Raw genomic sequence first — 22,264 nt, forward strand, 5'->3', positions numbered from 1 at the left:
TTCCCCCCGGGGTTCACGAACGATGACGTACTATCTCAAGGTTGCGTTTTCGGAAACGCGATCCTTGCGTCAGTTCACCCGCCGGGAGGCGCCCGGCAGGTGCAGCGAGAACTCGGGAATGTGCGCGTCGAACGCTTCGCCGGCCTCGGTCACCATCTGGTAGCGGCCGACCATCGTGCCCGACGACGTCGGCAGCGGGCAGTTGGAGACGTAGCGGAAGGCCTCGCGCGGCCGCAGTTCCGGCTGCTCGCCGACCACGCCCGAGCCCTCGACCTCGTTGCTGCGGTTCATCGCGTCTGTGACCTTCCACCAGCGCGCGACCAGATGGACGGTCTCGACGCCGTGGTTCTCGATCTCGACGGTGTAGGCCCACAGGTAGAGGCTCTGCTCGGGCGAGGACTCCTCGGGCAGGTAGCAGGGCGCGACCCGCACGACGATGTCGCGCGTGCGGGCTTCATAGATGCCGGTATCGGGGCCGCGGCGCCGACGGATCCGCTTCAGCGGCGGGCTGGACTCACGCCTGGTCGAGCGCACGGGTCACGTCTCGCGTCAGGTCGGACAGGCTTTCCAGGCCCACGGACAGGCGCACGCCGCCTTCGGTCACGCCCAGCAGCGGGCGCATTTCCTCGGGCACCGAGCGGTGCGTCGTGGTCGGCGGGTGGGTGGCCATCGACTTGGCGTCGCCCAGATTGTTGGAGATGTCGACGATCTCCAGCGCGTTCAGGAACTTGAAGGCCGCCTCGCGCGAGCCGAGGTCCAGGGCGATCACCGTGCCGGCGCCGGTCATCTGCTTCTTGGCCACTTCGTAGCCAGGGTGATCGGTGCGGAACGGGTAGAGCACCCGCGTCACCTTCTTGTGCTCGGCCATGACATCGGCCAGGGCGGCGGCGGTGTCGGTCTGGCGGCGCACGCGCAGGTCCAGCGTCTCCAGGCCCTTGAGCATGACCCAGGCGTTGAACGGCGACAGCGATGGGCCGGTGTGGCGCATGCTGTCGCGGTAGAATTCCTCGTTGATGGCCTCGGTGGTCAGGATCGCCCCGCCCAGCACGCGGCCCTGGCCGTCGATGTGCTTGGTGGCCGAATAGACGACGACGTCGGCGCCCAGCTCCAGCGGCTGCTGGAAGATCGGGGTGGCGAACACGTTATCGACGATGACCTTGGCGCCGACGGCGTGGGCCAGCTTCGACACCGCGGCGATGTCGGTGATCTCCAGCACCGGGTTCGAGGGGGTCTCGATCAGCACGGCCTTGGTGTTGGACTTGATCGCCGCTTCCCAGGCCGAAAGGTCGGTGGCGTCGACGAAGGTGGTCTCGACGCCGAAGCGCGGCAGCCATTCGGCGATCAGCCAGCGGCACGAGCCGAAGAGGGCGTTGCCGGCCACCACGTGATCGCCCGCGCGCACCAGGCCCATCAGCGCCGAGTGGACGGCGGCCATGCCCGTGGCCGTGGCGCGGCAGACCTCGGCGCCTTCCAGCAGCGCAAGGCGGTCCTCGAACATCTTCACGGTCGGGTTGTTGAAGCGCGAATAGACGAAGCCCGGATCCTCGCCCGAGAACCGGCGATCGGCGCCCTCGGCGCTGTCGTAGGTGAAGCCCTGGGTCAGGTAGAGCGCCTCGGCGGTCTCCATGAACGGCGAACGGGCGAGACCTCCACGGATCAGCTTGGTGGCGACGTCCCAGTTCTTCGGATCTTCGGACACGGCTTCCTCGACGCAGTAGTCACAAGTTGGCGGCATAAGGGGTTTGGCGGCCCCCAGGGTCAAGCGCCGAGGGTCTTATTTCAACATCAGAATGCCTGGAGGCGAACGACGCGCGCGCAGCCTTGCCTTAGGCGCGAGGTTTAGAGAGTGTGCCGCCGATGACCGACGCCCACGCCGCAGGGATTCTGCCCTGCCAGACCATCGAGTCCCTGATCGCCCAGGAGGCGATCACCTCGCAGACCCCGTTCGACCGCGACCAGGTTCAGCCGGCCAGCCTCGACCTGCGCCTGGGCGTGCGCTGCTGGCGCGTGCGGGCCTCGTTCCTGCCGGGCGTCTCGCGCCGCGTGCCTGACCGCCTCAAGGACGTGGCCATGCACGAGCTGGACCTGAGCAAGGGCGCGGTGCTGGAGAAGGGCTGCGTCTACATCGCCGAGATCCAGGAGCGCCTGGCGCTGCCGGCCAATGTCGCCGCGCGCGGCAATCCCAAGAGCTCCACGGGCCGGGTCGACGTCTTTGTCCGCCTGCTGAGCGACCACTCCAAGGCCTTCGACGACATCGAGGCCGGCTATGAGGGGCCGCTCTATATCGAGATCGCGCCGCAGACCTTCTCGGTGCTGGTCCGCGCCGGCACGCGCCTGAACCAGCTGCGCCTCAAGCGCGGCGATCCGGTGAAGCTGGCCATCCGCAGTGTCGGCGTCGACCTGACGCCCGGCCAGAGCGGCATCGTGGGCTTCCGCGGCCGTCGCCACGCCGGCGTCGTCGATCTCGACCACGAGGACGGCCACGACCCGCGCGACTTCTGGGAGCCGCTGGAAACCCGCCACGGCGAGCTGCTGCTCGATCCGGGCGAGTTTTACATCCTGGCTTCCAAGGACGACGTCGAGATCCCGGTCATGGAAGCGGCCGAGATGACCCCGATCGATCCGTCGGTGGGCGAGTTCCGCGTCCACTACGCCGGCTTCTTCGACCCGGGCTTCGGCACCGAGGAGGCCGGCGCCGTCGGCTCCAAGGGCGTGCTCGAGGTGCGCAGCCACGAGACGCCGTTCCTGCTGGAAGACGGCCAGACCGTGGCTCGCCTGGTCTATGAGCCCCTGACCGAGCGGCCCGCGCGCCTCTATGGCGAGGGCGGTTCGCACTACCAGAGGCAGGGGCTGAAGCTTTCCAAGCACTTCAAGCCGTGGCGTTAGGCCGCGGCGCTTAGCGCTCGCCTGGTTAACCCGCTCTCGCCTAGCGTGGTCCCCGTGTTTTAGTCGGGGACGCGTATGGTTCTGGCCTGGATCAGGGGCGCTGCGGCGGCGCTCGTTGCGCTGGCGGGTCTGTCGGGCGCGGCTCATGCCGCCCCTGCCATGTGGGAGGTTAGCGACGGCGACTCCCGCATCTACCTGTTCGGCTCGATGCACGTGCTGTCGCCGGACGTGCGCTGGCGCACCCCGGTGTTCGACCGCGCCTATGCCCGCGCCGACAAGCTGTGGTTCGAGACCCGCGTCGACGCCGATCCCGCCGCCGTGAAAGCCCTGGTCGACCGCTACGGCGTCGATCTCGACCGTTCGCTGACCGAGAAACTGCCGCCGCGCACCGTGGCCAGCCTGCGCGCGGCGCTCGACAGCCGCGGCGCCAGCCTCGACCGCGTCGACCGCCTGCGGCCCTGGGCGGCGGCGATGATGCTGTCGGTGCTGCCGATGGCGCAGGCTGGCGGCTCGGTGGAGGACGGCGCCGACGCAAGCGTCACCCGCCAGGCCGTGCGCGCCGAAAAGCCGGTCCTGGCCTTCGAGAGCTTCGAGCAGCAGCTGCGCCTGTTCGCCGACCTGCCCGAGACCGTCGAGGTGCAGTACCTCGACGATGTCGCCGCCGAGCAGATGGCCCCGCCGCGCAGGGGTGTCGACTTGCAGCAGGCCTGGCTGAAGGGTGACGTCGACCGCCTGGGCGCTGTGCTGGTCGAGGGCATGCGCCGCGACCGGCCCGAGCTTTACGAGGCGCTGCTCAAGCGACGCAACCTGGCTTGGGCGCAGGTTCTGGACCGCGAGATGGCCGGCTCGGGCGTCGAGCTGGTCACGGTCGGTGCCCTACACATGGCCGGGCCCGACGGCCTGCCGGCCCTGATGAAGGCGCGCGGCTATCGCGTGCGGCGGGTGCAGTAACCGCGCGAACCGGTGCATGGTCGGACTATGACCGCGCCCGATCCCGCCTGGCTGCCTGACTTCATCCGCGACGAGCGCCTGGACGCCGGCTTCGCCGAGACCTTCCATGTCCTGCATCGGCCCCTGGCCGAGCGGTTGATCGCCGCGGCGCGGGCGCATGGCCGGCCGGGCTTCGTCGCCGGCCTGTCGGGGCCGCAGGGGGCGGGCAAGTCGACCCTGATGGCGGTGGTCGCGCGCCTTCTGGCCGACGAGGGGCTGAAGGTGGCCGTGCTGTCGCTGGACGACCTCTATCTGACCCGGTCCCAGCGCCAGGCCCTGGCCCGCGACGTCCACCCGCTGCTGGCCACGCGCGGACCGCCTGGCACGCACGACGTGGGCCTTGGACTGTCGCTGCTCGACGACCTGGCGGGGGAGGGCGCGATCGCCTTGCCGCGCTTCGACAAGGCCGCCGATGATCGGGCTCCGCGCGAGGCCTGGCCGGTGTTCGACGCTCCGGCCGACGTGGTGCTGCTGGAGGGCTGGTGCCTGGGCGCGCGGCCGCAAGGGGCGGCGGCGCTCGCCAAGCCCGTCAACGCCCTCGAGCGCGACGAGGACAAAAGCGGCGCCTGGCGCGGCTACATCGACGCGGCCCTGGCCGGTCCGTACCGCGAGCTCTTCGGCCGGATCGACTGGCTGGCCGTGCTGACCGCGCCCGACTTCGCCACCGTGCGGGCGTGGCGCCGGCAGCAGGAGGCCAAGCTTCAGGTCCGAATCGCCGCGCTTGGCGAGCGCGGCGGCCTCGATCCGGCGGTGCTGGAGCGCTTCCTCGACCACTACGAGCGGCTGACCGCGTGGTGCGCTGAGGACCTTCCAAGGCGGGCCGACCTGCATGTGGCGCTGGATGCGGCGAGGCGACCGCTTACGCCGCCCTGAGTCGCGCAAAGCGCAAGTCGCTGAACATGTTCAAGCTGTCGCGCGGCATGGCGTCGCACTACATATGGTGTCGGCTGCGTTAATCGTCACCAAGGGCTAGTGTCCGGTTATTGCGATTACACGCAGATTCGGCTTCCGGATCCGCGCCGCGTCGACGGGAGCCCAGCGTCATGAACCGCCTCTTCTCCGGTCCGTTCTCGACCCACAGCCAGCGCGTGGCCGCCTGGGAGCGCGCCGAGCGCATCCCCGGCTGCGACAAGGCCGTGTGGCGCCTCGACGCCGACGGACGGGTGATCCGCTGGGACGACTACGGCGACCGCTTCTCGCAATATGGCTGGCTACTCCACGCCGACCCCAAGGCCCACTGGCTGGCCAAGGCCCTGGGCGTCGCCGCCCCGGCGCCGCTGCACTGGCGAAGCGGGCGCATCGCCGCCTAAGCGCGAATTTTGTCCAGGGTCCTTGACACGGTCCTGCGCTTCAATGTCAATGTTCCTTGTCATTTTGACGGGGGAACTTGGCATGTCCGGGCAGAGACTGGCGCGACGACGGCTTGTGGCCGCGGTGGCCTATTCGTTTGGCGCGGCCTTGGTGCTCGGCGTCGCGGCCTCCCTGATCGGCGAGCTGGGCAAGCGAAAGCCCGAGTTTGCCGTCTTTTCGCTGGTCGTCATCGCGTTGTCGGTCATCGGGGTCATGGCTCTGGTGCTGTGGCTTTGCGCGCGCTGGTGGAGCGCCGCCGACGAGGCCGCGCGTGAAGCCCACAAGTGGTCCTGGTACTGGGGCGGCTCTACGGGCCTGGCCCTGGCCGCCGTGCCCTACATCCTGCTCCACGCCATGCCCGCAGCCGCCGAGGCCGCGTTGCCGGCCGGCATGACCACCACGCAGGCGGTGCTGTTCGGCATGGCCCTGCTCGGCGGCTTTCAACTGGTCGGTTACGGCCTGTTCTGGGCCGCCTGGTGGCTGAAGCGGCGCTGAGGGGCGGATGAAGAACCGCCTCAAGGTGCTGCGCGCCGAACGCGACTGGAGCCAGGCCGACCTGGCCCAGCGGCTCGACGTTTCCCGCCAGACCATCAACGCGCTGGAGACGGGCAAGTACGACCCCAGCCTGCCCCTGGCCTTCAAGATCGCCCGCCTGTTCGGCCAGCCCATCGAAGCCATCTTCCAGGACGAGGACTGACATGACCGCAGCGTCCAACGCCCAGAAGCTTTCGCCCCGGGCGCGCCGGGCCCTGATCCTGATGGCCGTCGGCGCGCCGGTGGGCTTCGCCGCCGGTCGGGTCTTGGTCTGGCTCAAGCGCCAGGGCTACTGGCGCGACTTGGAGTTCTCCTCCAGCGACGTCGTCTCGCTGGGTCTGGCGACCTTCCTCGTCGCCGTGGGCCTGGTGACCATGGCCGTCAGCCTCAGCCGCAAGGCGCTGGGGCGGCGGATCAACGGCGAGGAAGAGACCCGCGCGGCTACGCCCGCCCAGGCCAGCTTCTATGCCGGGCAGGGCGGGGTGCTGGTCCTTGCGGCCGTCATGCTAGCCGCTCCGCCGCTGGCGGGCGCGCTGTTTGTGCCGCTGTCGCCCTTGCTGGCCTCGGCGGTGATGACCGGCTTGATCACCGTGTTCCTGGTCCAGACCGCAGGCAACATCACCCTGTGGGTGCGCAGCGACGAGCTGATGCGCCGGACCATGGCCGAGACCGCGGCTGTCTCCTATGGCCTGCTGCAGGGGCTGCTGTTCCTGTGGGCGGCCGCCGAGAAGCTCTCTCTGCTGCCGCCGCTGACCCTTTGGGACGCCGTCAACGTCAACATGATCGGCTACCTGCTGATCTCGATGATCGTGGCCTGGCGGCGCGGCTTCGTCGACTAGCCGCCCAAGCAAACCCTTTTCCCGACCGTTTTCACCCGAGAGGATCCGCATGCTTCGTTCGTCCGTCAAAGTCGCCCGCCGCGTCGTCGCCGGCCTCGTTTCCGTCGTCGCCTTGAGCGCGGCCACCCAGGCCCTCGCCGATCCGGCGCTGTGGAAGATCCAGGATCACGACTCCACCATCTATCTGTTCGGCACCGTCCACGTGCTGCGCCCCGAGACCCAGTGGCGCTCGGTCAAGCTGGACGCCGCCCTGAAGTCGACCGACGAACTGGTGCTGGAAGTCGTCGGCGCCGACGACATGGCCGTGATGCAGCCGCTGATCATGAAGTACGGCATCGACCAGTCCACGCCGCTCTCGAAGAAGCTGGCGCCTGCCGATTGGGAGAAGGCCAAGACCTACGGTCAGGAGATGGGCATGCCGGCGGCGGCCCTCGACGCCTTCCGGCCGTGGATGGCCGCCATCACCCTGGCCATGGCGCCGATGGTCAAGGCCGGCTTCGATCCCAAGAAGGGCGTCGAGCAGGTGCTGACCGCCGAGCTGAAGGCCGACGGCAAGGGCCTGGGCCAGCTGGAGACGGCCGAGCAGCAGATCCGCTTCTTCGCCGACATGCCGCAGGCCGACGAGGTGTCGCTGCTGAAGGCGACGCTGGACGAGGTCGAGGAAGGCCCCGTCAAGCTCGACAAGCTGGTCAAGGCCTGGGCCGACGGCGACGTGAAGGGCCTGGAAAGCGAGTTCGTCACCGAGATGCGCACCAAGTACCAGCCGCTCTACAAGACCCTGATCGTCGCCCGCAACACCGCCTGGGCCGACGAACTGAAGACCAAGCTGGACGGCAAGGGCGTCAGCTTCGTCGCCGTCGGCGCGGGCCACCTCGTCGGTCCCGACAGCGTCCAGACCCTGCTGGCCAAGCGCGGGGTCAAGGTCGAGCGCGTCCAGTAGGAGGCGTTCAGGCCTCCGCGGCCCGCAGGTAGATCGATCGCTTCGGCGCGCTCATCACGCGCCGGAGCATCGGCTCGAACGCCTCCAGCGGCAGCGTCTCATAGGCCGGATCGAAGGCCGGCTGGTCGTACCGGTGGCAGAACTTGGCCGTGCGCTCGAAATGCGGATGGCCCCTGAAGGCCTCGCGCATGTCGCGGTCCAGGCCCAGGTGATGGAAGAAATAGTAGCCCTGGAAGATCGCGTGGTTGGCCACCATCCAGTGGTTGGCCTCCGACACGAAGGGCTGGACGATGGCGGCGGCGATGTCGGCGTGATTGCGCGGGCCCAGGATGTCGCCGATGTCGTGGAGCAGGGCGCAGACGACGTATTCCTCGTCCTCGCCGGCCAAGTGGGCCCGGGTGGCGGTCTGCAGGCTGTGCTCCAGCCGGTCGACGGCAAAGCCCCCACAGTCGCCCTCCAGCAGCTTCAGATGCTTGATCAGCCGGTCGGGCAGCTCGCGCCCGTACTCGCCGGCCGCCTGGGCGATGATGCCCCAGTCCTCGGCCGTGCCCTCGGTCATGGCGTGGAAGCGCGCGCGGGGATGATCCTCGCCGTCGGCCATCGCGTTCTCCTCCCGAACGTCTGTTTGACGCGCAGCCTGCGCCGTGCGCGGGCAGGCGTCAACGTTTGGGGATGGGGGAGGAGATTGGAGCGGGCGGGGGGAATCGAACCCCCGACATTCAGCTTGGGAAGCTGACGTTCTACCTCTGAACTACGCCCGCACGGGTCGCGAGCGACCGTGGAGGTCGTGCTTAGCCGGTCTTGCCGCGTCGCTCAAGCGTTGAAGGACGGGCTTGCACAGCCAACGAAAAAGGCCCGCCGTCGCTGGCGGGCCTTCGTTGTTCAAAGGTGGCGGATCATGCCGAAGCCGGGGTCTTGGTCAGTTTGACCGAAGCGGCCAGCACCACGGCGCCCAGCACCAGCGAGGCGTCCATGATCCAGGCCACCGGATCAACGGAGCGGCCGGTGTTGAGGCCGATATGCACCAGCGCCACGAGCACGAGGCTGAGGGCGGAGGCCAGGCGCAGGCGGATCGAGATCACCGGCGGCGTCCAGAGGAACGCCGACGCGCTGGCCAGCAGGGTGACGCCGCCCCATACGGCCACGGGCGGAACGCCTTGGGCCAGCATGGCGACCATGGCCGCGACGCCGTAGGCCAGAGGCTGGCTCCAGCAGAAGGCGACCCACACCCGCTCCCAGCGCGGGGCCGGGCGGCCCTTGTCGCGTCGGCGGGCCAGCCAGATGGCCACGCCGCTGGCGCTCACGGCCGTCAGGCCAAGACCCAGCAGGAAATAGGCGACCTTCACCGGCCAGCCGCCGAACCAGCCGAAGTGCAGCGGGGTCAGGCTGGCATAGATGGCCATGCCGACATTGCCGCTCTCGAAGCCGGCCTCGCCCAGCACCTTGGCGTTGCCGTCGACGATGAACATCTCGCCGCGCGACAGCTTGCCGGGCGTGACGCGGTTGATGCTCATATGCTGGCCGGTCTCGCCGGGATGCTCGACGAAGATGTAGTTGAAGCCCGCTTCGGGATGCCTGGCCTGAAGGACCGAAAGGCCCTTGGCCACGTCGACCACCGGCGCCGGGCGCGGGTCGTCGGCCACGGCCGGGCCGCTGAACAGGGCGAAGACCTTCTCGCGATTGCCGTCGAACACCACCATGGCCAGCACGCCGACGATCAGGACGCTAAGGCCCAGGAACGCGCCGGTCAGCGACACCACCACGTGGAAGGGCAGGCCCCACACCGAGATGCGGTTGTGCAGGTCGGCCTCCTGCAGACGCTTGGAGCCGCCCCAACGGAACGCGAAGGCGTCCTTGAACACGCGCGGATGCGACAGCACGCCCGAGACCAGCGACGACAGCAGGGCCACGCCCGTCAGCCCGACCAGGAAGAAACCCCAGCTGCCGGGCAGGTGCAGGACGGTGTGCAGCTTGGCCTGGAACTCGCTGAACGGCGTCTGCTGTTCGGCGACGATCTTTCCGGACGCGTCGGCGAACCAGGTGTGCTCGCCGCCCTTGGCGTCGTCGCCGTGCACCGACAGGCGCGGCAGGGCGGGCTCGGGCATGCGGATGAAGAGGTCGTGGGCCTTGGGGTTCTTGGCCAGCACCTCGTCGAAGGCCGCGCCGACGGCGGCGGGCGAGACGCTGTGCAGCACCGGAGCGGTCGGCTGCTCCCAGCGATTGAACTCGTTGGTGAACACCGCCACCGCGCCCGAGAAGCAGACGAGGTAGATCAGGGCGGCGAAAGCCAGGCCCAGGGCCGAGTGGCCGGCCAGCATGGCGCGCACGAAGGGGGCAGGGATCTTCGGCCAGATCGGCTTGCCGGGTTTAGGCTTTTGTTGCGGGGCGTGCATCAGAGGGTGCCCTTCAGGAACACGGCGCCGAAGCCGGCGACGGTGACGCCGACCAGCACGGCCAGGGCGCGCAGGATCTTGTCGTCCGACAGGGTCCAGGCCATGCCGCCGGCCCACAGGAACGGCACCAGCATGCCGCCGATGATCAGCCGGGTCTTGACCTCGGCCGGGAAGCAGACGGCCACTGCCAGGCCCACGGCCATGGCCGCCGCGCCGCCCAGCGGGCCGGCCAGGAAACCGCGCAGCCAGCCGCGCCAGGCCACGCGCCGGCGGTCGGACGGCTCCAACGCCAGTTCGCGCGGCGCCTTGCGCTTGGCCTCGCGCAGCTCGACGCCTGCGGCCACCAGCGCCAGGGCGACGGTGGAGGCGAGCGCCAGCGCGATCGACGGCCCGCGCGCCGCTCCCAGGAACGGCACGGATACGGCCACAGCGACTGCCAGCAGCGCCCAGCCGCCGACGATCAGCCAGGGACGCCGCGCGTCGGCATGGGTCCAGGCGCGCCGCAGCAGCAGCGCGCCCCCCAGGGCCAGGGGCGCCAGAGCCAGACCGCCGAGCCCGATCACCAGCGCGCCTCCAGGCTGACGCCCAGCACGCGCGGCTCGCCCAGCAGGGCCACGGCGAAGTCGGGGCGGCTGTACTGGCTGTACTTCTCGTTCAGCAGGTTCTTGCCGAACACATAGGCGCCCCAGCGATCGCTCTCGTAGCCGAAGCGGCCGTTGACCAGGGTGCGAGCGTCGGCGATCCGGCCGTCCTGTTCGCCGCCGGCCTCGGTGAAGGCCTTGGCGCGATAGTTCAGATTGAGATTGGCGACCAGGCCGTTGTCCCAGCGATAGTCGCCGCCGAGCGCGAAGGTCCAGTGCGGCGCGTAGGGGAATTCCGAGCCCGACAGGTTGCGGGTGTCGGTGCCGGTCTGGACGTTAAACTCGTCGAACTCGGTCTTGGTGTAGCCGAGCGACGCCCACCAGCTGGCCTGGGGCGTCAGGCGCTGGGCCAGTTCGAGCTCGAAGCCGTAGAGGTGCGAGCTGCCGGCGTTCTCGACCTGGTAGTCGTACTGGTTCAAACCAAGGTTCAGCGACACCTGCTGGTCGGTCCAGTCCACGTAGTAGGCGTTGGCGTTGGCCGTCAGGCCCCACTGCGGCCAGTAGGTGCGCAGCGAAAACTCGTAGTTCCAGGTGTATTCGGGATCGTAGGGCACGACGGTGGCGCGGGCGGTGTTGATCGCCGTGCCGCCCGAGCGATAGCCGCGCTGGACCACGAAGCTGGCCGAGACGTCGTCGGTGAAGGCGTACTTGGCGCCGAGCTTGGGCAGGAAGGCCTCGAATTCGCGCGTCGTCTCGGGTGAGGGCGCGCCGGCCTGGGCGACCATCGAGCCGACGAACTGGTTCACCAGCACCACATAGGGGGCCAAGGCGCCGAAGGCGGCCGGAGTGGGATAGACGCCGGCGAAGCGGGCGGTCTGCACCGAGCTCTGGGTGTTCTTCTCGCGGTCGTAGCGGAAGCCGGCCAGCACGCTGAGCTTGGGCGTCAGGGCGAAGCTGCCGTCGGCGAACAGGGCGGTGGTCTCCACCAGTTCGGGCGCGTCGGAGGTGTAGTCGACCGGGATGACGGGCAGGGCGGCGATGTAGGCGTTGGCGAAGGTGTTGGCCTGGCCCTGGGCCTGGGTCAGGGTGATGCCGGGCACGCTGCTCATCAGGGTCGAGGTCAGCACGCTGACCAGGGTGGCGCGCGGGAATTCCACGTTGGTCAGGCTGGCCGACTTGCGGTCGGCGTCGCGGGTGGCGCGGAAGACGCCGACCACGCCCTTCAGGCGTTCGCCCTCATAGTTCAGGCGAGCCTCCAGGCTGGAGGTCTCGACCAGCTCGTTCTGGCCGCCGTAGGACAGGGTCTGCGGCCCCAGGTCGCCGTCATAGCGCTGGATGAGATCGACCTGGCTCCACGAGGCCACGCCCGACAGGGTGAAGCGCTCGCCCAGTTTCTGCTCCAGCTCCAGGGTGGCGATATCGGTGGTGATGTCGCTGGTGTTGGGATTGTTGGTCGTGGTGACGCGGTGGTCGTAGTAGTCCGGCGTGTCGGTGCGGCTGTAGGTATAGAGATAGCCCGACTTGCGCTCGTTGTGGCTCATGGTGGCCACGGCCTTGAAGCCCTCGGCCGCCGCCGGGGTCAGCAGCAGCTTGCCGCGGATCATGCGTGTGTCGAGGGCGTCGTCGTCGACCTTGCGCGTGGTGTTGTAGATGAAACCGTCGCTCTGACGGTCCTCGGCGGCGATGCGGAAGGCCAACTGGTCCTCGACGATCGGGCCGCCGCCGGCCAGGGCGATCGAGCGGTCGTCGCCGCTGGCCGAGGTGACGCGGGCCTTGAAGTTCCAGTCGTTGGTCGGGTCGGTGGTGCGCACGATCACCGCGCCGGCCAGCGCGTTGCGGCCCTGCAGGGTCGACTGCGGGCCGCGGAACACTTCCACCTGGCCCACGTCCCACATGTCCAGCGGGCCGCCGTACATGGCGCGCTCGGGGATCGCCGCGCCGTCGACATAGACGGTGGCCAGGCCCCCGGTGCCGCCGCCCGAGACGTTGTTGTTGGCCACGCCCCGGATCGTGAAGCCGCTCTTGCCGTAGGTCTCGCTCATGTTCGCGGTCCTGGCGACCACGTCGTAGAAGTCGCGGATCTGCTCGCGCTCGATGGTGCGGGCGGTGGTCACGGCCACGCTGGTGACGGTGTCCTGGATGCTGCGGCTGGTCTTTTCACCGGTGACCACCACCTGGTCGACCTCCGTCGGCGCTTCCGGCGCCGTGGCGACCGGAGCCTCGGCCCGCGCCACGCCGGCCAGAACCGCCCAAACGCCGACGGCGCTCGCCATCATCAACCGCGACTTCATGCATTCCCCCGTTATCTAAGAACGGGTCGCAGCTAGCGGGCGTGAAGTTGCGAGTCAAATGCAAACTCATTCGCAGGATTAATCGCGAGGCGAGCGCTTGCGTATGGGTTGAAGTCTTCGGCCCTGCTTGAATTGGCGACCGCTCGCTGTTGTGCAATCTAGGGTGTTGGTTGCGAGGGCGGGGCATGGATGTCGGCAAGGCGTTGGCGATCGGGACAGGGGTTGTGCTCGGCGCGGCGGCGACGTCGGCGGTCGCGCTGGCGGTTTGGCTGCACGATCCCATCGATACGCCAGAGCACGTCGCCCGCGAGTGCCAGGTCGTGGCCGCGATCGAGCGCCAGCGCTTGTTCGGTGCGGACGAGCGGGTCGCCGCCCAGCCGATGATGTGGCGGCGCGCCGAAGCCGTCGAAGGCGCTCCTGGCCGGCCGCGAGGCGAGGGGCATTCGTTGAAGGTCAAGGCGATCGGAGCGTTGTTCGAGCTTGCGCGGCCCAGGCGCGCCGGGGCGATCGACTGTGACGCGGCCCTCGATCAGGCGAGTGTTCCTCATTCAGTCGGCAACCGGGCCGGCGTGCCCGAAGAGCAGCTCAGCGTGCTGGGGCGGGTTCGCTACTCGCGGGTCGCCTTTCTGCCGGGCGGTCGCTATGCGCTGATGTCAACGACGCATTGTGAGGTGGAGCGCGACCGAGATCTGGTCTGGACGGGCTGGGACCAGAAGACCAAAACCGAGATCTGGATGCGGCAGGGCCAGCAATGGCGAGAGGCCGAGTCCTTGCCGGTCCATCTCCTCGCCTATTCGCCCGAGCACAAGCTGCCCGCCCGCTGTTTCAGTCCGGGCTATGCGGAAGAGCGCCCCTGACCGCCTTGGCCGCATCGTAGGCGGCCCATTCCTCTTCCATCTGCCGCTGCCAGCGGGCGCGCAGCACGGCGGGGCGCTGGCCGTGGCGGTCGTCGAGGAACTCGGCGGCCACCACCCGGTCTGTGCGGAAGTTGCGGAAGTCGTCGCGCAGTTCGCACCAGGCGATCAGCATCCGCGTGGTGGACATGTAGCCGACAGTCACCGGCCAGACGATGCGCTGGCTGACCGCGCCCTTCTCGTCGCGATAGTCCAGCCGGATCTTGCGGCCGGCGTGGATCCAGGCCCGGGTCTGGGCCATGTCGATGCCGTCGGGCGCGGGGTTCCAGGGCGCGGGGGCCCGGGTGGCCGGCTCCAGCACGTAGGGGCGCAGGTTGTCGGGCACCGCGGCGGCGATCTTTGCAATCAGGTCGCGGGCGGCGGTGGCCAGGGCGGGATCGCCCCGGCCGGCCACCCATTGGGCGCCCAGCACGGCGGCTTCGATCTCGTCCGGCGTCAGCATCAGGGGCGGCATGTCGTATCCGGCCTCCAGCACGTAGCCGACGCCCGCCTCGCCGCGGATGGGCGCCCTCTGACCGACCAATGCGGCGATGTCGCGATAGACGCTGCGCTTGGAGGTCTCCAGTTCGGCCGCGATGGCGTCGGCGGTGACCGGCGCACGGCTGCGGCGAAGGATCTGGATGATCTGGAATAGGCGTTCAGCGCGTCTCATGGGGTCCCACTGTGCCGGATCGTTGCTGACAGCATGCTGGCAGCAGGGTGGCGGCAGTCTCTCCCCATCGCAATACCGCACGAGAGGGACCTCGAGATGATCACGCTCTACGCCGCCGGCCCGGCCTACGGCCTGCCTGAGGGAAGCCCCTACGTCACCAAGACCGAGATCCACCTGATGATGGCGGGCCTCGACTACCAGAAGGTCCCGGCCCATCCGGAGACCTCGCCCAAGGGTCAGCTGCCCTGGATCGACGACGACGGCGTCAAGGTCGCCGACTCCACCTTCATCCGCGCCTATCTCGAGCGCAGCTACGGCGTCGACCTGGATGCGGGCCTCTCCCGCGCCGAGCGCGCCCAGGCCTGGGCGATCGAGCGGATGGTCGAAAACCAGCTGGGCTGGGCCAACTGCTACTTCCGCTTCTTCGACTTCGACAATTTCGAGAAGGGGCCGGCCCGCTGGTTCGACGGGGCGCCCGAAGCCATGCGCCAGGACCTGAAGGCGGGGCTGCTGGATGCGGTCGAGGCCAATCTGAAGGCCGTCGGGATCGGTCGCCACTCGCCGGACGAGATCGTCGAGCTGGCGTCCTGGTCGCTGACCGCGCTTTCGGAACTGCTGGGCGACAAGGCCTTCATGATGGGCGAGCGGCCGACCAGCGTCGACGCCATCGTCTTCGGCGTGCTGGCCCAGATCCTGACGCCGTTCTTCGACTCGCCGATCCGTCGCCGGGCCGAGGGGTTCTGCAATCTGGTGGCCTATGCCGAACGGATGCTGACGGCCTTCTATCCCGCCTTCGCGCCGCAGATCCGCCAGGCGGCCTGATGAGCAGCCTCTCCCGATAGGTGGTCTCCCGGCGTTGTGTCGGAACCGCCTATCCTGTAGATGCGACGCATTCTTATGAGTGTCGCGGAATCCATAGGCGTGAGGCGGCCCGGGTCGGGCCGAAGGGGCGGGGACAAGATCCTCGCCGCCGGCGTGTCGGTGGGGCTTCATGCCGTCGTCATCGCCGGCCTGGTGGGGTTCGTCCGCGCCATGCCGGGCCTGGCTGAGCCGCCGGCCATGGAGGCGGCGCTGTTCGAGGCCATGGCCCCCAGCCCCGATCCTTCGCCCTCCCAGGCCTCGAGCGAGCGGCGCGAGCAGGCCGTGCCCCGCGAGGCGCGCATGGCCTCGCCGATCCGCCCTCGTCCGGTTCCCATTCCCGCGCCCGATCCGCTGATCGCCGCCCCGCAGGTCGCGCCCCAGCCGGTCGAGACCCGCTCGATCTCGAGCGCGACGCCCGTGGCGGTCTCGGCGTCGGCCGCCTCGGCTCCGGCCGGTGGCGGCGCGCCGGTGCAGGTTCGCGGCGAGGCGGCCAAGACCCACGACCCCTACGCGGCCCAGGTGCTGTCGTGGATCGAGGCCCGCAAGGTGATGCCCGAGGCGCTGAAGCGCCGCCGCACCCAGGGCGTGGTGGTGGTCGCCTTCACTCTCGACCGCTTCGGCCGGATGTCGCGGGCGGTGATCGTCGAGAGCAGCGGCGACCGCGCGCTCGACGCCGCGGCCATGGACCTTTTGTCCACCGCCGCCCCGTTCCCCAAGGCCCCCCGCGACTCCGACTGGAACCGCCGCCGCTTCGAGACCCCGATCGCGTACGCTGTGAAGGGATAGCTCAAAAGCCCTTCCCCCTCGATGGGGGAAGGGTTGGGATGGGGGTGACGCTGCGGTTCAACCCGCACCGCCGTTTCAAGCCTGACCGCCGTAACCACCCCCCAACCCCCGCCCTTCCCCCATCAAGGGGGAAGGGAGAAGGCGCTCCGACGGCCACAGACGCAGCAGTCCCTTCCCCCTCAGTCGCTCCGCGACAGCTCCCCCTTCAGGGGGAGCGTCTTCAGAGCGTCTCCAGGAACGCTACCAGCGCCGCCTTCTCCTCGCGCGTCAGGCCGAGCGGCTTCAGCAGCGGGGTCGTGGTCGGGAACAGGCGGTCGCCGGCCTGTTCGGGTTTGGGCCGGGGGCGGGCGCCGCCCTCGTTGTAGAAGTTCACCGTGCCTTCCAGCGTGGGGAAGATGCCGTTGTGCATGTAGGGGCCGGTCCTGGAGATCCCGCGCAGCGACGGCGTCAGGAAGGCGCCGACGTCGGCCGGGTCGCCGCTGACCTCGTAGCGTCCCAGGTCCTGCAGCTTGCGGCCGTAGAAGCTGAGGCCGATGTTGTGGAACTTGCCGTCCGACAGCAGCGGGCCGTTGTGGCAGTTCACGCAGCCGGCCTTGCCCTGGAACAGCTCGAGCCCCTGCAGCTCCTGGTCGGTCAGCACCCGGCCGCCCAAAGACAGCGCTCGGTCCCACTTGCTGCTGCGCGGCTTGAGGGTGCGCTGATAGGCGGCCAGGGCCTTGGCGGCGTCCTGCATGGTCGGACGCCTGGCGCCGAACACGGCCTGGAAGTCCTTGCGGTAGTCGGCATCGGCGGCGAGGCGCCTTTCGATCTCGCGCGGATCGCCGGCCATTTCCTTGTGGTCGACGACGGGACCCAGGGCCTGGGTCTCCAGGCTGCCGGCGCGGCCGTCCCAGAACAGCGGCGTGCGCCAGGCCACGACGCTCAAGGTCGGGGCGTTGCGGCGGCCGCGCTGGCGGTCGTGGCCGAACGAGGTCTTCACCCCGTCGCCGAAGGCCAGCTCTGGATTGTGGCACGAGGCGCAGGCGATCTGGCCCGAGCCCGACAGCTTGGGATCGTCGAACAGCTTGCGGCCCAGAGCGATCTTTTCCGGCGTCTGCGGATTGTCGGCCGGAACCTTGGGGGCGGGCAGGGCGCCGAACGGCGTGAAGCTGGCGCCGGGCAGCAAGGTCGGGGCGGGCCAGCTGTCGGGCTTGCCCGCGAAGGCGGCGCGGCGAAGCGCCGTCGGGTCGGGCGCCGGCGCCAGCCCGATCAGGGCCGCCGCCGTTCCCAGCAGGAGAAGGAGATTCGCCGCGCGCTTCATGGCTTAGAACTTGTAGCTCATGCCCACCCAGAACGACCGGCCCATGCGGTAGGGCTGGCTGATCGAGGAGGCCGTCACCGTCTGGGGCAGGGTGTCGAACAGGTTGGTCACCCGCACGTCCAGCCGCGCCTCGCCATAGGCGGTCTTGGCCACCAGGGCCGAGACGTTGGCGTTGAAGGTGGTCTGGGCCTTGTAGCGGATCACGTCCCACACCGCGTAGCGCACGCCGCCGACGGTCTGGGTCGCGCCCGTCTCCTCGATCTGGTCATAGCCCGAACGCCAGCGGGCGTTGAGGTTGGTGCGGATGCGGCCCTTCCACCAGTCGGCGCTCCAGTCGGCGTTGGCCAGGCCAGGGGCGGCGTAGTTCAGGCGCTGGTTGGTGGCGATGACGCCCAGCAGGCTGCGCACCTCGCCCTTGTAGTAGACCATCTCGTCGCCGTACTCGGCCTCGTCCGAGGGATCGACAAGGGTGTTGTCGCCCATGTTGTCCTCGGTCTTCGACCACGAGCCGTTCAGGCTGAAGGTGTGGCGGCCCACGCCCCGGGTCCATTCCGCCGACAGGCTGCGGAAGGAGGTCTCGCCGTCGTTGCCGAGATAGGTGGTGCGGTAGGTGTAGGTCTGGCCGTTGGTCTCGCGGACGTAGTTCTGCACCTCCTCGACGCCGGCCGTGAACTGGTCGCGGGTCTCGCGAGCCACGCCCTTCAGACGGGCCACGCCCCCGAACAGCGGCTTGGACAGCGCGAAGGTCAGTTCGTCCGAGTAAGGGATCGCCAGGCCCGAGCCGGCGAGGCCGGCCGACACCGAGTGGGTGCTCAGGGTCCAGGCCCCCATCACCCGCCGGCCGCTCACGATCGAGCTGGTGCGATTGTAGACGTAGTTGCCCGGGTACTGGGACTTGATCGCGTAGCCCAGGAAGTCGCGCGAATAGTAGCGGTTGGCGCCGACGGTGGCGGTGACGTCCCACGGCATCTCGTAGACCACCGACAGGCGCGGGGCGAAGTTGTGCTTGGAGATCAGGCTTTCGTGGTCGTAGCGCACGCCGGCGCGCACGGTCAGCGGGCCGCGGCTGACCTCGTACTCGGCGAAGGCGGTGACGGTGTCGACCTCGGCCGAGGCGTCATAGGCCTTGTAGAGGCTGTAGACGGTCAGGGCGGCGTCGCCGGCGATGCAGGCGACGTCGCCCTGCGAGCAGACGATGCGGCTGTCGGCGATGGTGGTGCGGTAGGCGTAGTTGTCGATCGGGCGGCGCTTGCGGGCTTCCACGTGGCCATAGTCGACGCCCAGTCGCACATCGCCGCCCAGCAGCGGCTGGTTCCAGCGCGCCTGCAGGCCGATGTCTTCCTGCCATTGGTCAAGGTCGCCGAAGCTGCCCTCGACGCAGTTGGTCGACGAGCACCAGTTGGCGTAGGCCGCCGTCGACGACCAGGTGAACAGTGTGCCCGGCGCGTCACGGCCGCTGCGGGCCTTGGCGTAGGTGGCGGTCAGCGACCAGTCGGCCTCGCCGCGCTTGCCCAGCAGCTCGACCTTGCTGGTCAGGCCGCCGCCCTTCTGGGTCATCACGGCGTCGCGCGAATTGTTGGCCGAGTTCTCGCTCGTATAGGGGCTGTAGGCGACCTGACCGCGCAGGGTCAGGTCGGGGGCCAGGTCGACCTCGACCTTGGCCATGGCGTTGTCGGTGCGGCTCTTCAGGCCGAACGGCGTGCCGCCGTAGTTGGCGTGCCGGTAGTAGGTCATGTCGGTCTGCTGGCGGCCGCCGGCCAGCAGCAGGCGCACCTTGTCGTTGATCGGCAGGTCGACCGAACCGCTGACCCGGCACTTTTCGTAGTTCGGCGGCTCGGGTTCGGCGCCGTTGAGCGCGTCGCGCACCACGCCGGGGATTTTGAACGAAGTCATGCTGTCGTTGGTGCAGCCGCCGGTGACCTGGGCGCCGAACACGCGCGCGGGCTGGCGGGTCTCGATCTGCACAACGCCGCCGGTGAAGCCGCCGTAGCGGGCCGAGACGTTGCTGTCGCGGACGGTCACCGATTCCAGCAGGTTGCTGTCCAGCCAGATCGACTGGGCGCTGCCTACGGCGGCCTCGTTGTAGTCCTGGGGATTGCCGATATCGACCACGTCCAGGCGGCTGTTCACGCCCACGCCGTCGATCGAGAAGTAGTTGTCGTAGAACTGGCCGCCCGAGATCGAGACCTTGGCCGGACGCATGTCCTGGATGCTCTCCTGGGTCGCCAGGCCCTGGTCGGAGTCGAAGTTGGCGAAGGGCAGGATCTTCAGCGTCTCGATGACGTCGCCGGTGCCGGGCGAGCGGTCCTCGATGGCGCGACGGGTGATCTTCGAGGTCCCCGAGTCGATCGGGTCGTTGGCCTCGTAGGCGGCGGCGGGAGGGGCGGTGGTCGCCGACGATTCGATGCTGACCTTGGGCAGGCGCTCGGCCTTCTCGTCCTGGCTCCAGGCCTGGCCGGCCGCGCCCAGGGCCACGGCCATCGCCGCGGTCGTCATCATCGCTCGCTTCATTTACTCGCCCCGTACCAACGCTCGTGCGTGTCAATCGCAATTAAGGGCGGGGGTCTTAGGCGCGTTGAGATCGACTCGCAACTACGGGATGGCCGCAGCCGGCAAAAAATGGGCGGAATTTTGGTGGGTAGGACGAGCCGGTCCCAGGCAAGGGATTACCGTTACTTGCGACGGTCTTTCAGCTCTTCCAGGAAGCGAAATTCCAGGGCCTGCTCGAACTCGCTGGCCTCGACGAAGCGGCGCTTCATCGACAGGCCGGGGAAGCCGGCTTCGTCCGCCTTCTCGGGCTTGGCTTTGCCAGGCCTGGACCGGGGACCCCGATGGGGAGCGCTCGCCGGCTGGGCGGCGGGCAGTTCGGCCGCGTCGTAGGAAGCCAGTTGATCGGCGGCCTCGGCCGGGCTGACGACGCCGTCGCCGTCCCGGTCGGCCAGGTTCAGCACCAGCCTTTGCGGCGTCAGGGGCGAGGGGGCCGACGTCTGGGCCATGGCGGGCGCGGCGGCCAGCAGCAGGGGCAGGGAGAGAGCGGCGAGGCGGATCATGGCGCGTCTCCACGGGGCGCCGAAAGCGTGCATCAAGCCACGCTGTCATGCAACCCGGGCGGGAGCCTCAGTATTCGTCCTCGTCGTCGAGATCGAACGGCAGCTCGTCCTGGTCGCCCCTGGCCTCGCGGGCCGCCTTGGACACCGGCTTGTAGGGCCGGTCGGGCGGCAGATAGGCGGGCTCGTCGGTCGTGTCGCCGTCGTCGGCCCAGGCGTGGATCGGCGCTTCGGGGTCCGACCATGGCGGATCGGCGGACTCGGGGCCGTCGTCGATCTCCTCGAACAGCGGCGCGGTGGCGACGGCCGCGGCGACGCCGCCTGCTCCCGCCGTCACGGCCTCGCGGGCGGAACGATAGGGCTTGGGTTTGTCGGCCGCGGCGGCCGGTTCGGCGCGGCGGGCGATCTCGGGCTCGGCGCTCTTGGCGGCGGCGGGCGTCTGGCCGCGCGGGGCCAGCGGCCGCCGCACGATCGCTTCGGCGCGGGCCAGCCAGCGGTTGGCCTCCTGGATCGCCTGGGCGGGCGAGCGGCTCTGGCGCTGCTGCTCGTCGCCTTCCAGCCAAAGGTCCAGCTCGAAGTCGGGATGGCGCGGATCGTCGAAGATCAGCCGCAGGCAGACGCGGGCGGCCTGCTGCACGATCTGGTCGATGGCCCGGCGCTGCTCGCCGCGGAACACCCGGCCCACGACCTGGTTGTCGACCGACAGCTCGGCCCCCATCAGTTCGTCGATGCGATAGAGCAGGCACCAGGTCCCGCTGTCCCAGGCGACGGCGGCGGTGTTGGTGTCGAACGAGAAGCCCACGCCCTTGCCGCGACCGCGCGCGATGATCACGGTCTCGGGCTCGCCCTTCAGCACGTGGCGGAGGGCGCGGCGGATGCGACGCTCTTCGTCCATGAACCAGATGGCCGCGCTGCCCATGAAGGTGACGGCCGACCCGGCGATGGCGACAAGCAACAGGAGGCGCCAGAACTCGCTCATGGCGCGGAGGCTAGCGGCGTTCGCGGATTCGCGACAGAGGCGCCGGCTACCGGCCGCTTCCGAGCATCAGAGATCGAGCGTCGCCACCACCGGCACGTGGTCCGACGGCTTTTCCTTGTCGCGCTCGTCGCGGTGGATCTTCACCTGCGCCAGCTTGTCGGCGGCCTGGGGCGACAGCAGCAGGTGGTCGATGCGAATGCCCAGGTTCCGGGGCCAGGCGCCGGCCTGGTAGTCCCAGAAGGTGTAGCCGCCGGGCGCGCCGTCAGCCTGCATGTAGGCGTCGGTGAAGCCGAGGTTCTTCAGGGCCCGGAAGGCCGCCCGGCTCTCGGGCTGGAACAGCGCGTCGCTCAGCCAGGCCTCCGGATTGGCCACGTCCTCGACCTCGGGGATGACGTTGTAGTCGCCCGCGATGACCAGGGGCTCCTCAAAGGCCAGCAGGCCCTTGGCGTGCGCGTGCAGGCGGCGCATCCACGACAGCTTGTAGGCGAACTTCTCGGTGCCGATCGGATTGCCGTTGGGCAGGTAGATGCCGATCACGCGGATCGGCTTGGGTCCCGAGATCACCGCCTCGACATAGCGGGCCTGCTCGTCTTCGGCGTCGCCGTCCAGCAGGGGCAGGCCCTTGCGGACGTCTTCAACCGGGTGCTTCGAGAGCAAAGCCACGCCGTTATAGGTCTTCTGGCCGTGGACGACGACGTTGTAGCCCAGGCGCTCGAAGGCCTCGGCCGGGAACTTCTCGTCGACGCACTTGATCTCCTGCAGCACCGCGACGTCGGGCGCCTCGGCCTCGAACCAGGCCAGGACGTTGTCCAGGCGGGCGTTGACCGAATTGACGTTCCAGGTGGCGATGCGCATGGCGGGCTCCGATAGGCGCGCGGAGGCTAGGGGGCGCGGGCCTCGCGCTCAAGCCATGGCCGGGAG

23 protein-coding genes and 1 tRNA gene are annotated in these 22,264 nt (G+C 69.2%); 11 read left to right on the plus strand and 13 right to left on the minus strand.

The genetic code is table 11. The features are described 5' to 3' along the window. Positions 1–69: 69 nt before the first annotated feature. Both apaG and metZ read right to left on the minus strand, forming a co-directional pair. Positions 70–534, minus strand: coding sequence for a Co2+/Mg2+ efflux protein ApaG (gene apaG, locus P7A99_RS13330; protein ID WP_277794317.1), 465 nt, complete (start codon positions 532–534; stop codon positions 70–72). Continuing rightward, on the minus strand, positions 515–1,699 hold the full coding sequence (gene metZ / locus P7A99_RS13335; RefSeq protein WP_277794318.1) for an O-succinylhomoserine sulfhydrylase: 1,185 nt from the start codon (positions 1,697–1,699) through the stop codon (positions 515–517). The genes apaG and metZ overlap by 20 nt, the downstream gene beginning before the upstream one ends. A 158-nt stretch (positions 1,700–1,857) precedes the next feature. Here metZ and P7A99_RS13340 point away from each other — a divergent pair, with 158 nt between their 5' ends. From P7A99_RS13340 to P7A99_RS13375, 8 genes are all read left to right on the plus strand, one after another. Beyond that, entirely contained in the window at positions 1,858–2,886 is a 1,029-nt protein-coding gene (locus tag P7A99_RS13340) for a 2'-deoxycytidine 5'-triphosphate deaminase (RefSeq protein WP_277794319.1), read from the plus strand. Positions 2,887–2,961: 75 nt separating this feature from the next. Beyond that, complete coding sequence (locus P7A99_RS13345) at positions 2,962–3,837, plus strand: TraB/GumN family protein (protein WP_277794320.1); 876 nt, start codon at positions 2,962–2,964, stop codon at positions 3,835–3,837. Between the two features lie 27 nt (positions 3,838–3,864). Further along, the gene (locus tag P7A99_RS13350; RefSeq protein ID WP_277794321.1) at positions 3,865–4,749 is read left to right on the plus strand and encodes a kinase; all 885 of its coding nucleotides are present in this window, start codon (positions 3,865–3,867) and stop codon (positions 4,747–4,749) included. A gap of 170 nt (positions 4,750–4,919) precedes the next feature. Then, entirely contained in the window at positions 4,920–5,186 is a 267-nt protein-coding gene (locus P7A99_RS13355) for a hypothetical protein (RefSeq protein WP_277794322.1), read from the plus strand. An 82-nt stretch (positions 5,187–5,268) separates the two neighbouring features. Next, positions 5,269–5,721, plus strand: a complete 453-nt coding sequence (locus P7A99_RS13360) for a hypothetical protein (RefSeq protein ID WP_277794323.1) — start codon at positions 5,269–5,271, stop codon at positions 5,719–5,721. Positions 5,722–5,728: 7 nt separating this feature from the next. Continuing rightward, positions 5,729–5,923, plus strand: a complete 195-nt coding sequence (locus P7A99_RS13365; protein WP_058348510.1) for a helix-turn-helix transcriptional regulator — start codon at positions 5,729–5,731, stop codon at positions 5,921–5,923. 1 nt (position 5,924) lies between these two features. Next, the gene (locus tag P7A99_RS13370) at positions 5,925–6,599 is read left to right on the plus strand and encodes a hypothetical protein (protein ID WP_277794324.1); all 675 of its coding nucleotides are present in this window, start codon (positions 5,925–5,927) and stop codon (positions 6,597–6,599) included. A gap of 49 nt (positions 6,600–6,648) precedes the next feature. Beyond that, positions 6,649–7,539: a TraB/GumN family protein gene (locus tag P7A99_RS13375; RefSeq protein ID WP_277794325.1), complete on the plus strand. Its 891-nt coding sequence runs from the start codon at positions 6,649–6,651 to the stop codon at positions 7,537–7,539. Between the two features lie 7 nt (positions 7,540–7,546). Here P7A99_RS13375 and P7A99_RS13380 read toward each other — a convergent pair whose 3' ends face one another. The 5 genes from P7A99_RS13380 to P7A99_RS13400 all read right to left on the minus strand — a co-directional run bounded on the left by P7A99_RS13380 (position 7,547) and on the right by P7A99_RS13400 (position 12,804). Continuing rightward, positions 7,547–8,140, minus strand: coding sequence for an HD domain-containing protein (locus P7A99_RS13380; protein WP_277794326.1), 594 nt, complete (start codon positions 8,138–8,140; stop codon positions 7,547–7,549). Between the two features lie 85 nt (positions 8,141–8,225). Then, a tRNA-Gly gene (locus tag P7A99_RS13385) sits at positions 8,226–8,300 on the minus strand. Between the two features lie 135 nt (positions 8,301–8,435). After that, the gene (locus tag P7A99_RS13390) at positions 8,436–9,932 is read right to left on the minus strand and encodes a PepSY-associated TM helix domain-containing protein (RefSeq protein ID WP_277794327.1); all 1,497 of its coding nucleotides are present in this window, start codon (positions 9,930–9,932) and stop codon (positions 8,436–8,438) included. After that, positions 9,932–10,495, minus strand: a complete 564-nt coding sequence (locus tag P7A99_RS13395) for a hypothetical protein (protein WP_277794328.1) — start codon at positions 10,493–10,495, stop codon at positions 9,932–9,934. Before P7A99_RS13395 ends, P7A99_RS13390 begins: the two co-directional genes overlap by 1 nt. Then, positions 10,492–12,804 (minus strand): TonB-dependent receptor, encoded by a 2,313-nt coding sequence (locus P7A99_RS13400; protein ID WP_277794329.1) that lies wholly within the window; start codon positions 12,802–12,804, stop codon positions 10,492–10,494. Before P7A99_RS13400 ends, P7A99_RS13395 begins: the two co-directional genes overlap by 4 nt. Positions 12,805–12,989: 185 nt before the next feature. Here P7A99_RS13400 and P7A99_RS13405 point away from each other — a divergent pair, with 185 nt between their 5' ends. Further along, the gene (locus P7A99_RS13405) at positions 12,990–13,661 is read left to right on the plus strand and encodes a hypothetical protein (RefSeq protein WP_277794330.1); all 672 of its coding nucleotides are present in this window, start codon (positions 12,990–12,992) and stop codon (positions 13,659–13,661) included. Here the strand turns inward: P7A99_RS13405 and P7A99_RS13410 are convergent. Further along, positions 13,630–14,370 carry a helix-turn-helix transcriptional regulator gene (locus tag P7A99_RS13410; RefSeq protein ID WP_277794331.1) on the minus strand — a complete coding sequence of 247 codons (741 nt, stop codon included), beginning with the start codon at positions 14,368–14,370 and terminating at the stop codon, positions 13,630–13,632. The genes P7A99_RS13405 and P7A99_RS13410 overlap by 32 nt on opposite strands. A gap of 96 nt (positions 14,371–14,466) precedes the next feature. Between P7A99_RS13410 and P7A99_RS13415 the strand changes: the two genes are divergently transcribed. Both P7A99_RS13415 and P7A99_RS13420 read left to right on the plus strand, forming a co-directional pair. After that, the gene (locus P7A99_RS13415) at positions 14,467–15,192 is read left to right on the plus strand and encodes a glutathione S-transferase family protein (protein WP_277794332.1); all 726 of its coding nucleotides are present in this window, start codon (positions 14,467–14,469) and stop codon (positions 15,190–15,192) included. A 99-nt stretch (positions 15,193–15,291) separates the two neighbouring features. Then, positions 15,292–16,017 carry an energy transducer TonB gene (locus P7A99_RS13420; RefSeq protein WP_277794333.1) on the plus strand — a complete coding sequence of 242 codons (726 nt, stop codon included), beginning with the start codon at positions 15,292–15,294 and terminating at the stop codon, positions 16,015–16,017. A gap of 220 nt (positions 16,018–16,237) precedes the next feature. On the opposite strand, the gene P7A99_RS13425 is transcribed toward P7A99_RS13420, so the two are convergent. The 5 genes from P7A99_RS13425 to xth all read right to left on the minus strand — a co-directional run bounded on the left by P7A99_RS13425 (position 16,238) and on the right by xth (position 22,198). Further along, entirely contained in the window at positions 16,238–17,317 is a 1,080-nt protein-coding gene (locus P7A99_RS13425; RefSeq protein WP_277794334.1) for a cytochrome-c peroxidase, read from the minus strand. A 3-nt stretch (positions 17,318–17,320) separates the two neighbouring features. Then, complete coding sequence (locus P7A99_RS13430) at positions 17,321–19,816, minus strand: TonB-dependent receptor plug domain-containing protein (RefSeq protein ID WP_277794335.1); 2,496 nt, start codon at positions 19,814–19,816, stop codon at positions 17,321–17,323. A gap of 173 nt (positions 19,817–19,989) precedes the next feature. Beyond that, positions 19,990–20,367, minus strand: a complete 378-nt coding sequence (locus tag P7A99_RS13435) for a hypothetical protein (protein ID WP_277794336.1) — start codon at positions 20,365–20,367, stop codon at positions 19,990–19,992. 67 nt (positions 20,368–20,434) lie between these two features. Next, positions 20,435–21,343 (minus strand): hypothetical protein, encoded by a 909-nt coding sequence (locus P7A99_RS13440; protein ID WP_277794337.1) that lies wholly within the window; start codon positions 21,341–21,343, stop codon positions 20,435–20,437. Between the two features lie 66 nt (positions 21,344–21,409). Beyond that, the gene (xth, locus tag P7A99_RS13445; RefSeq protein WP_277794338.1) at positions 21,410–22,198 is read right to left on the minus strand and encodes an exodeoxyribonuclease III; all 789 of its coding nucleotides are present in this window, start codon (positions 22,196–22,198) and stop codon (positions 21,410–21,412) included. Positions 22,199–22,264 lie beyond the last annotated feature (66 nt).

Origin of the sequence: Caulobacter endophyticus, from assembly GCF_029543245.1 — a bacterium.
In the GTDB taxonomy this organism is placed as follows: domain Bacteria; phylum Pseudomonadota; class Alphaproteobacteria; order Caulobacterales; family Caulobacteraceae; genus Caulobacter; species Caulobacter endophyticus_A.